Annotated in this window: 9 protein-coding genes and 1 other RNA gene; 8 read left to right on the forward strand and 2 right to left on the reverse strand. The window is 30.1% G+C overall.

The window, feature by feature from the left end:
• The first annotated feature begins 49 nt into the window (after positions 1-49).
• From CBD51_006880 to CBD51_006910, 7 genes are all read left to right on the forward strand, one after another.
• Positions 50-2296, forward strand: coding sequence for a hypothetical protein (locus CBD51_006880; GenBank protein ID RPG57653.1), 2247 nt, complete (start codon positions 50-52; stop codon positions 2294-2296).
• Between the two features lie 16 nt (positions 2297-2312).
• Complete coding sequence (locus CBD51_006885) at positions 2313-3308, forward strand: fructose-bisphosphate aldolase class I (protein ID RPG57654.1); 996 nt, start codon at positions 2313-2315, stop codon at positions 3306-3308.
• 5 nt (positions 3309-3313) lie between these two features.
• The gene (locus tag CBD51_006890) at positions 3314-4159 is read left to right on the forward strand and encodes an acetyl-CoA carboxylase carboxyltransferase subunit beta (protein RPG57655.1); all 846 of its coding nucleotides are present in this window, start codon (positions 3314-3316) and stop codon (positions 4157-4159) included.
• Positions 4160-4223: 64 nt separating this feature from the next.
• Complete coding sequence (locus CBD51_006895; protein RPG57656.1) at positions 4224-4493, forward strand: 30S ribosomal protein S15; 270 nt, start codon at positions 4224-4226, stop codon at positions 4491-4493.
• A 40-nt stretch (positions 4494-4533) separates the two neighbouring features.
• The gene (locus CBD51_006900) at positions 4534-6645 is read left to right on the forward strand and encodes a polyribonucleotide nucleotidyltransferase (GenBank protein ID RPG57657.1); all 2112 of its coding nucleotides are present in this window, start codon (positions 4534-4536) and stop codon (positions 6643-6645) included.
• A gap of 26 nt (positions 6646-6671) precedes the next feature.
• Entirely contained in the window at positions 6672-7535 is an 864-nt protein-coding gene (locus tag CBD51_006905; protein ID RPG57658.1) for a sigma-70 family RNA polymerase sigma factor, read from the forward strand.
• Between the two features lie 4 nt (positions 7536-7539).
• On the forward strand, positions 7540-8196 hold the full coding sequence (locus tag CBD51_006910; GenBank protein RPG57659.1) for a ribulose-phosphate 3-epimerase: 657 nt from the start codon (positions 7540-7542) through the stop codon (positions 8194-8196).
• Here CBD51_006910 and CBD51_006915 read toward each other — a convergent pair.
• A complete protein-coding gene (locus CBD51_006915; protein RPG57660.1) occupies positions 8184-9374 on the reverse strand; it encodes an alanine dehydrogenase in 1191 nt (396 codons plus the stop codon). The genes CBD51_006910 and CBD51_006915 overlap by 13 nt on opposite strands.
• A 79-nt stretch (positions 9375-9453) precedes the next feature.
• Between CBD51_006915 and ssrA the strand changes: the two genes are divergently transcribed.
• Positions 9454-9812, forward strand: a transfer-messenger RNA (tmRNA) gene (gene ssrA / locus CBD51_006920).
• A 13-nt stretch (positions 9813-9825) separates the two neighbouring features.
• On the opposite strand, the gene CBD51_006925 is transcribed toward ssrA, so the two are convergent.
• Complete coding sequence (locus CBD51_006925; GenBank protein RPG57661.1) at positions 9826-11157, reverse strand: PQQ-dependent sugar dehydrogenase; 1332 nt, start codon at positions 11155-11157, stop codon at positions 9826-9828.
• Positions 11158-11175 lie beyond the last annotated feature (18 nt).

Raw genomic sequence — 11175 nt, forward strand, 5'->3', positions numbered from 1 at the left:
AAATCATGAAAAAACATATTTTTACAAACAAAATAAAACTTTATTCGCATTGATTAAAAAAATTCTATTATTATTACCCATCTTAATTATTACTTCATGCTATAGTATAAAGCATGCTACACAAGACGATTATATTCTTAAAAGTAATAAAATAAACATTAATCATGCAGATCAAGCACGCATTAAAAATATAACAAAAAAAGAAATTAATTTAATTATAAAACAACAGCCAAATAAGAAAATAATTGGTTTCCTTCCTTTTCATTTATGTTTATACAACATCAGTAATCCTAAAAAAAACAACTGGTTTAATTCATATTTACGTAAAATAGGAGAACATCCTGTATTATTTGATAATTCGTTAACAGAAAAGAGCATCAATCAAATTAAATCGTATTTAGAAAATAATGGCTATTTTACTGCATCAATAAATAATGAGTTACAATATAAAGGAAACAAAGTAAATGTTTTTTACAACATACATACCGGTGACTCATACACAATCAATAATGTAAAATATAATACAATTTTCGACAGTGAAATATATAGCTTAATTCAAAAAAAACACCAAAAATATATTATCCAAAAAGGTGACATTTTCACTTATAATAAAGTTAACAATGAACGTATTGAAATAGAAAAATTACTACAAAATAACGGTTATTATAAGTTTTCAAAAGAACTAATCTATGTAGAAGCAGACAGCACAGATAATAAAAAAATTAATTTAAATTTTCGTCTCAAAGAAATTAACATAGATTCATCTTCATATGAAAAATTTTATATTGACAACATCTTTATTCATCTAAATAGTGCAAACACAAATAATGACACCATAATTAAAGATGATTATTTTTTCATTATACCAAAAAATACTAAATCAGAAATAAAACTAAATACTATTTGTGAATTAATAGATATTAAGAAAAATAAAAAATACTCCAAAGAGGAAATTGAAAAAACATATAGCAACTTATCTAATCTTTTATTTTTTAAGAAAATTGTTATCGAATTTAATGAAAAACAAAACAACAAACTTCATTGTAATATTCAACTCAAAAGCCCTGTTAAAATGTATTACTCAGTTGAAGCTGAAACAAAACGATCTGCTGATGAGGGTAACCTAGGAATTTCAGGTTATCTTCAATTTGGGAATAGAAATCTATTAAAAGGGGCTGAAAATTTAAACGGTAAAATAAAACTATCTCTAGAAAATCGTCAATCAACAATTAATAAAAACGAAAAACTATTTAATACTAGAGAGATATTTTACGAAATGAGTTTACGTGTTCCAAAGTTAATTTTACCCAAAATAATAGTAGATAAATTAACTTCTAGCTACCAAATGAACACAAACTTTGTTTTTTCATTAGCACAAAGACAACGCCCAGATTTTTCAAGTGAAATAATTACTCAAAAATTGGGATACAATTGGAAAAGCTCTAAAAATATTGAACATCAATTAAATTTAATTGAATTAAGTTTTTCTGATATTGGTGAAATTAATTCTTTTATTGAAAATGAATTAATAGAAAACCCTTATTTAAGTGAACAATTTGAAGATAAGTTTATTCCAGCTACAAACTATATTTTTTCTTTTAATAATCAAAAAATATACAAACCTATTAACCATACATATATTAAAGCTAAAGCTGAACTAAGTGGTAATTTACTGACTGCAATTGCACCAATCGTAAATTTTAAAAAAAATGAAAAAAATCAATATATTATTTTTAACAACTCTTTTTCTCAGTATGCAAGAATGGATCTGGATATTAGAAGATATATTATACTAAATAAGGAAAATGTACTTGTTTTAAGAGGTTTCTATGGGCTAGGGTACTCTTATGGAAATTCCGAAGAACTTCCTATTCAAAAACAGTTTTTTTCAGGCGGAGTAAATAGTATAAGGGCATGGGAAGCATTTGGCCTTGGACCGGGTTCCAGTACAGATTTAAATAACTACTCTACTGGTGATATTAAATTAGAATTTAATATTGAATATCGTTTCCCTCTATATAATTCATTAAAATCAGCTGTATTTATTGATGGTGGAAATATTTGGTCAATAAAAAATGACCCCAGAGAAGGAAGTAGATTTTATTTTAATTCATTTCCAAATCAAATTGCAATTGGAATAGGTGTAGGTTTTAGATATGATTTTGATTTTTTTGTTATACGCCTAGACGTTGCAACACCTGTTAGAGACCCCATGTTAATGATAAATGATAGATGGATAGAAAATCCATTAAATGGAAATTTTAGATATAATTTAGCCATTGGTTATCCATTTTAATTTAAATTTGAAAACTATGAAAGATTTAAAATTAATTGCACAACAAATGACAGCTAGAGGCAAAGGTATTCTTGCTGCAGATGAAAGTACACCAACATGCTCAAAAAGATTTGAGGCATTAGGCATTGAGAGCACTGATTTAACAAGAAATGAATATAGAAGTAAACTACTACTTTCAGAAAACATTGAAAACTATATAAGTGGTGTAATACTATTTGATGAAACATTTCATCAAAATATCCAAGGTACTAACACACCAATTCCTAAGTATCTAAAACAAAAAAATATTTTAACTGGTATAAAAGTTGATACTGGTGCAAAAACACTATCTAATCATAACCCTGAAAAAATAACTGAGGGATTAGATGACCTAAGAGATAGATTAACAAACTATAAGTTAAATGGTGCTGATTTTGCAAAGTGGAGAGCAGTAATAACAATTGGTGAAAATATTCCGTCTGAAGCATGCCTACATTCAAATGCTCATGCACTTGCTAGATATGCTTCGCTTTGCCAAGAAAATGATATTGTACCAATAGTTGAACCTGAAGTATTAATGGATGGAGCACATGGAATAGAAAAATGCTTTCATACAACTGAAAAAGCTTTAAAAGAGGTTTTTAATGCATTAAAACTGCTAAATGTTGACTTGGAAGCAATTGTACTTAAACCAAACATGGTGCTTCCTGGTAATTCATCGAATGAAAGGATAGAAGATAGTCAAATTGTAAAAATGACATTTGATGCACTTAAAAAAAATGTTCCTAAAGAAGTACCTGGTATTGCTTTTCTATCTGGAGGCCAAAACAGTGATAAAGCTGCAGAAAGATTAAATTTACTAAATCAACTGTACCCCAATAAAGACTGGAATTTAACATTTTCTTACGGAAGAGCCTTACAACAAGATGCATTATTTTGCTTTTCAAAAGGTGATGTTTTAGGCCTGCAAAAAGCACTTTTAAAACGAGCTAAAATGAATCATCTTGCTTCAATAGGGCAATTATTTAATTAAATAATATGGGTTGGTTTAAAAGAAAAAATCAAGGAATTTTTACAGAAAGTAAAGATAAAAAGGACATTCCAAAAGGTCTATGGTATAAATGTCCCCAGTGTAAAAAACTTACTCCAAAAGAAGAGCATAAAAAGAATTACTGGGTATGTACTAATTGTGATTATCACTCGAGAATAAATAGCCATCAATATTTCGGAATACTTTTTGATAATCAAAAATATAAAGAAATCAATACAAACCTAACTGCTCTCGACCCTCTTGCATTCAAAGATACTAAAAGCTATACTGACAGGTTAGATAAAGCATACGAAACAACAAACTTTAAAGAAGCAATCAGTACTGCATATGGAAAAATAGAGGGTAAGAATATTGCAATTGCATCAATGAATTTTGAATTTATTGGAGGCTCTATTAGTTCAGCTGTTGGGGAAAAAATATGTCGTCTTATACAATTAGCTATTAAGAAAAAAATGCCACTTTTAATCATCTCTAAATCTGGTGGAGCAAGAATGATGGAAGCTGCCTTCTCTCTCATGCAATTAGCTAAAACATCAGGACATTTAAGTTTATTAAGTCAAGAAAAAATTCCTTATATATCATTGCTTACTGATCCTACTTTTGGAGGAGCAACTGCATCATTTTCCATGCTAGGTGACATTAATATTGCAGAACCTAATGCACTAATTGGTTTTGCTGGTCCAAGAGTAATTAAAGAAACAATTGGAAAAGACCTCCCAGATGGTTTTCAAAAGTCTGAATTTTTACTAGAAAAAGGATTTTTAGACTTTATTGTTCATCGAAAAGAATTACAGAATAAAATCTCAAACTTTATTAATCTAGTATATTATTGATGAAAACCATTTATTCAAGAAAAATAAATACTATATTTGCACTTCAAAAAAAGAAAACATAAATATGTATTTAGATTCTAAAAAGAAACAAGCTATTTTTAAAAAACATGGTTCATCTGAAAAGGACACTGGCAAATCTGAGAGTCAAATTGCCATTTTTACTGAACGTATCAATCATCTAACTGATTATTTAAAAGACAACAAAAAAGATAACAACACTAAAAGATCTTTAGTATTATTAGTAGGAAAAAGACGACGAATGCTAGAATATTTAAAGAAAAAAGATATCGAAAGATATCGATCAATCGTTAAAATGCTGAAATTAAGAAAATAATTCAGCTATATACTACTTATAAATAAATACTGAAAAATTAATGAAACCAGAACTTAAAAAAGTAACTATCTCACTAGATAATGATCGAGATATTACTATCGAAACAGGCTTATTAGCAAAACAAGCACATGGATCATGTGTAGTTAGAATGGGTGATACAATGATACTTGCAACAGTAGTATCTGATAAAAAAGAAAAAGATGTAGATTTTCTTCCGCTAAGTGTTGATTATAGAGAAAAATTTGCTGCTGACGGTAGATTTCCCGGTGGATTTCTAAAAAGAGAAGCAAGACCGTCAGATCAAGAAATTTTAGGCATGAGATTGGTAGATAGAGTTCTACGCCCATTGTTTCCTAAAAATTACCACTTTGAAACTCAAATCATGATTCAACTTATGTCTCATGATAAAAATGTTGACCCATATGCCTTATTAGGTTTAGCTGCATCAACTGCATTGACATTATCGGATATCCCGTTTGAAGGGCCTATATCTGAAACACGTGTTGGAAGAATTAACGGAAACTTTATTGCCAACCCATCACCTGAGCAACTTGAAGAGTCGGATATTGACTTAATGATAGGAGCATCGGTAGACTCTGTTGTTATGGTAGAAGGAGAAATGAAAGAGATTTCAGAAAATGAAATGATTGAAGCTATAAAATTTGGACATGAAGCAATCAAAATTCAGTGTAATTCGCAACTTGAACTTTCTAATCTTTTGGGAACAAATGAAAAAAGAGCAGTCGAAACAGTAGAATCAACTCCAATTGCTAAAAAAGTAAGCGACTTATGTTATGAAGAAATCTATGGGATTGCTAGCAAAAAAACCACAAAAAAAGAACGTTCAAATTTAATTGAACAACTAAAAGAAAAATTAATGTCAAATTTTTCTGAAGAAGAACTTGAAGAACACAGTTCAGATATTTCAAAAGAATTTTACACAACTCAAAAAGATGCTATAAGAAATTTTATTCTTGATACACACAACAGGTTAGATGGAAGAAAAACTGATGAAATTAGACCCATCTGGTGTGAAGTGGACTATTTACCAAAAACTCATGGGTCAGCAGTTTTTACAAGAGGAGAGACACAATCACTGACAACTGTCACATTAGGAACATCGCTTGACGAGAACAGACTTGATACGGTTACCCGGCAAGGTGCTGAAAAATTTTATTTACATTATAATTTTCCACCATTTTCTACAGGAGAGGCAAGAATGAAATTCAATGTCAGTAGAAGAGAGATTGGCCATGGAAATTTAGCACAAAGAGCATTAAAAGATATGATTAATGATTCAAACCCTTATACAATTAGAGTCGTCTCTGAAATACTTGAGTCTAACGGATCTTCATCAATGGCAACTGTTTGTGCTGGAACATTGGCTTTAATGGATGCAGGTGTCAATATTACTAGACCGGTTTCGGGTATTGCGATGGGACTTATTACCAATGAGGATAACTCAAAATATGCAATACTTTCTGATATATTGGGTGATGAAGATTTTTTAGGAGACATGGACTTTAAAGTTACGGGTACAACTGAGGGAATCACAGCCTGTCAAATGGACATGAAAGTAAAAGGTCTGCCATATAATATTTTAGAGGAAGCACTTAATCAATCAAAAGCAGGAAGATTACATATATTAGAAGAAATGTTAAAAACACTTTCAACTAGTAGAGAAACTCCTAAAGAACATTCTCCAAAAATGGTTACAATGACAATACCAAAAGATATGATTGGAGGTGTAATTGGGCCTGGCGGAAAAGTTATACAAAAGATGCAAGAAACTACAGAGACAACAATCACAATAAATGAGGAAGATAATGTTGGTATCGTAGAAATACTTGGAGTTAATTCTGAAGGGATAAAAAATGCACAAGAAAAAATTAAAGAAATTTGTTTTATTCCTGAAGTTGGTACTGTGTATAAAGGAATTGTAAAGTCTATTCAACCATATGGCGCATTCGTTGAAATTAAAAAGGGTACAGATGGTCTATTACATATATCTGAAATTGCCTGGAAAAGACTTGAAAAAGTTGAAGAGGTGTTAAAAGAAGGAGATGCGATAGACGTTAAATTGGTCAGTATCGATCCTAAAAACGGAAAAATGAAATTATCGAGAAAAGTATTATTAGAAAAGCCAGAATAAATCTTACTTTAATAATTTTTTGAAATATGAGACAATTAAAAATAACAAAACAGGTAACAAACAGAGAAACTGCATCACTGGATAAATATTTACAAGAAATTGGTAAAGTAGATTTAATTTCAGCTGATGAAGAAGTTACATTGGCAAAAAAAATAAAAGAGGGTGATGAAATAGCCCTTGAAAAACTAACAAAAGCTAATTTAAGATTTGTTGTATCTGTTGCTAAACAATATCAAAATCAAGGACTATCACTACCAGACTTAATTAATGAAGGTAATTTAGGTCTAATTAAAGCAGCAAAAAGGTTTGATGAAACACGTGGTTTTAAATTCATTTCATATGCTGTTTGGTGGATAAGACAATCAATCTTACAAGCACTAGCAGAACAATCAAGAATTGTCAGACTTCCATTAAATAAAATTGGGTCTATTAACAAAATAAATAAAACATATGCATCACTAGAACAAAGATATGAGAGAGAACCTTCCGCAGATGAAATTGCTAATGTTTTAGAAATTAGTGCTAATGATGTTAGAGAATCACAAAGAAACTCAGGTAGACATATCTCTATGGACGCACCGTTAGTTGATGGAGAGGATAGTAACTTATATGACGTAATAATGAGCGGAGAAAGTCCAAATCCAGATGACAGTCTGATTAATGATTCATTACGCACAGAAATTGAAAGATCACTAACTACTCTTACAGACAGAGAGGCTGATGTTATTAGACTTTATTTTGGATTAGGAAGTAAACACGCAATGACACTAGAAGAAATTGGAGAAAAATTTGATTTAACTAGAGAACGTGTTAGACAAATAAAAGAAAAAGGAATACGAAGATTAAAACATACATCTAGAAGTAAAATTTTAAAAACATATCTTGGCTAAGATTATGAATCATTTGATTGCACCATCAATGCTTGCCTCTGATTTTGGAAATTTAAAATCAGATGTAATGATGGTAAACCAAAGTTCTGCTGATTGGTTCCATCTTGATGTAATGGATGGAGTATTTGTTCCTAATATATCATTTGGGCTGCCAATAATCAAATCTATTGCTAAACATGCTCAAAAACCGCTAGATGTTCACCTCATGATTATAAATCCTGAAAAATACATAGATGACTTTCAAAAGGCAGGAGCAAATATTTTGACAGTCCATTATGAAGCATGTAATCATTTACATAGGACTATACAAGAAATTAAATCTAACAACATGAAAGCTGGAGTAGCTATCAACCCTCACACACCAGTTAACCTTTTAACAAATATCATTCATGAAGTAGATTTAATATGTATAATGAGTGTCAATCCTGGATTTGGCGGGCAAAAATTCATTGAAGGAACATACAAAAAACTTCGTCAACTAGTAAATATTAAACAATCTGAAAAGGCAAATTTTTTAATTGAAATAGACGGAGGCGTAAACAATGAAAATTCAAAAAAGCTGACTCAATATGGAGCAGATGTTTTAGTTGCAGGAAGTAGTATCTTTAAGTCTAAAGACCCAAAACATACAATACAATTAATGAAAGATCAAACTATGTAATCTGATAAATAATTAAATCTTTCAGATAAATTACCATCTTTTGCAATCGTCCCTCGTGAAATTATTTCTCCATTTGAAAGTAAATCAGGCAGAACCTTTTCCACAAAGACAGATCCGAAATCAATAGATGCATCTTTCGGCAAAGAACATGGTAAATTATCAACAGCCATAACAGCAATTACATCATTATTATATATATCATCCTCCAGACCTGTAATACTATTATATCCATACACAGGTTGATTTATTGTAGATGGACGAATTGTAGAAGCAATTGGACCACTAATATCACAACTAATATCTCCAATTATCCTAAGCTTTTTATTTTCTTCTAATTCTTTTTTAGATAACAAAAAAGGATTGTTAGGTGCATGATAATGACCTGTAATTAACATATTAGAATGAATAGCAAAATCATTAAGACAGGATTTATATTTATCAGGATATTTATAAAAATTACTCTTTTCAAATACCATTTGACCCTTTTTCTTATAATAGTCAGATGGCAACAACTGAGTATATACTGGACAATTGAAGTCCATATTAATGAAATCATTTTTAGAGACTTTTTTAATATTCAAAATTTCTAAAATTTCTTGTACACCTTGTGAGACACGACCGTCACCCGTTAATAAAATTTTAAAATTAGATGGTAATTTAACATTAAGTAACTGAGCATCTAATTGAATTTTACTATCTAATGTATGTGCATAGGGTAATGTATATTTTTTTGTTTTTCGTCCATGAGTTAAAAAAGTATTATAAGCTCCAACTATACCCGCATATCTTCCAAATCCTATTACTCGCTTAAGATTATTATACACTAGTGTTTCATAATCAATTAGCTGAATATTTTTTGCTATGATTTGCTTTAACAGCTCCTGATTATATGGTTGTTTTTTAATTGTGTGGGAGAAAAAGAAAAAAACTTTATTGTCTAATAACATTTCAATAGGTACCTCTTTAACACCTAAAATAATGTCACAAAATGATAAATCACTAACAATTTCAATTCCATTTTTAATATACTCTTCATCAGAAAAACATCTTATTTCACTTGATTGAACATAAAGAGAAACAGATGAATACTTATGTGAAATATATTTACACTGCTCAGGTGATAAAGGCACTCTCTTATCGGGGGGATTCTTTCCTTCTTTAATAATTCCTATATTCATTTTATTTTTTTATCTATACAAAATTATAAAATTATGAAGTATTGTGTGTAAATTTGTACTTTATGTTCTTTGAATAAATGGGGATGACCGGATTTGACAGCAAGTCCAATAAAATACTAAGCATGTCGAGATTTCATATACTTGCTCGAAATAAAGTATATAAAATTTTTAAATGGCGAAAATAATTACGCTTTAGCTGCTTAATAATATATTAAATAGCTTTTGTTCCTTTTTAGGTATGTTCAACACCTAAAAAACGAACATCATAAAGTTGAACTAGCCTTAAAGTAACCTGGACTTTAAAGTAAAAATTACAGGATAAGGTGCATTTTGGTTGTGTTATAGCAGAATGTACACGAAAATCAAATAACACTAAACATGTAGAAATTTATTTTATTTCTTGTTTGGACCAGGGTTCGATTCCCTGCATCTCCACAATTAAAATAAACTATTAATTGATTTTTAAATATTTTTGAGACACTCCATTTTGATCAAATTCAATTCTAATACCTTTTGCATCATCATTGACTGTTCTTCCAAATAAATCAAATGAATACTTAATTAAAGATTCCGAATCAAATTCTAAAATATTTGTATTATTATAATCTGCATTATATAATTCTATTATTTCATTAGGACCTTGACTAGGCCAAGAATATCCATTTGTAGCAAGATAAATTTTTCCATCAGGACTAACGCAAATATCTCTTAATCTACCCCACTCATTATTAAAAAATTCTGTATAAGAAGTAATTTCTTGACCATCTTCCGACATTTCAAATCGAACTAGCATTTTATTTTTTAAAACGGTCATTAGCAAGGTATTTTCAAATTCGGGTATAGAAGGATGATCATACCAGGTAATATCTGAGGGAGCAATAGTTGTTGAACCACTACTCCATATAGCATCAATAATATTATTATCATTACAATAGTCTGTTTCTGAATAAGAAGAACTAAGACTTTCGGCATAACCATAATCAACCCATAAATCATCACAATAACCCTGAACATTAGGCCAACCAAAATTTTGTCCGGAAATAAGAACATTAAGCTCATCATCATTACTAGGCCCATGTTCAGAACTATAAATAATTCCATTAGGCCCCATAGTTAAGCCTTGGGCATTTCTATGTCCCCAACTCCAAACTAAACTTCCTGGAATTGGATTATCTTCAGGAGCATCACCCAAAGTACCGCCTCCGATATCAATACTCATTCTTAATGTTTTACCTGTTAATTCATTTACATCCTCTGACAACATCCATTCTTGAGCATCACCTGTCGTTATAAGCATAGTTAAGTCATCCATAGCTAACATTCTACATCCAACATGAGTACTATTTCCATCAATCCCATCAACCAAAACAATCTCATTAATTAATTGATCGATATTAACATCATATTCGTAACAAACAATCTTCTCACGTGCTCCTTGTGAAACATATGTATATGCTAAAAAAACATAGGGATATCCATTATTAAATTCTGGATGAATTTCCATTCCTAAAAGTCCGGCTTCATTTGAATCATAAATAACATCCTGAATATCTAAAATAATATGCTTTTCTCCAGTGTCAACATTAATTCTGCTTACAATTCCATTTCTTTCTGTCACCCACAAGAAATTTTCTCCGTTGCCTGAATCAGGACCCCATTTAATTTCCCAAGGAACATCAAGACCATTAACAACTTCACGCTCTTGTAAAACTGTAGAACCAACCTGTACTTGAGCATTAATAAAGCCAAGAGATAAAAATGTTATAATTAAAATGTTTTTCATAAAATAGTATTTTAAATT

It is taken from the genome of Flavobacteriales bacterium TMED191 (genome assembly GCA_002171975.2).
Classification (GTDB): Bacteria; Bacteroidota; Bacteroidia; order Flavobacteriales; family TMED113.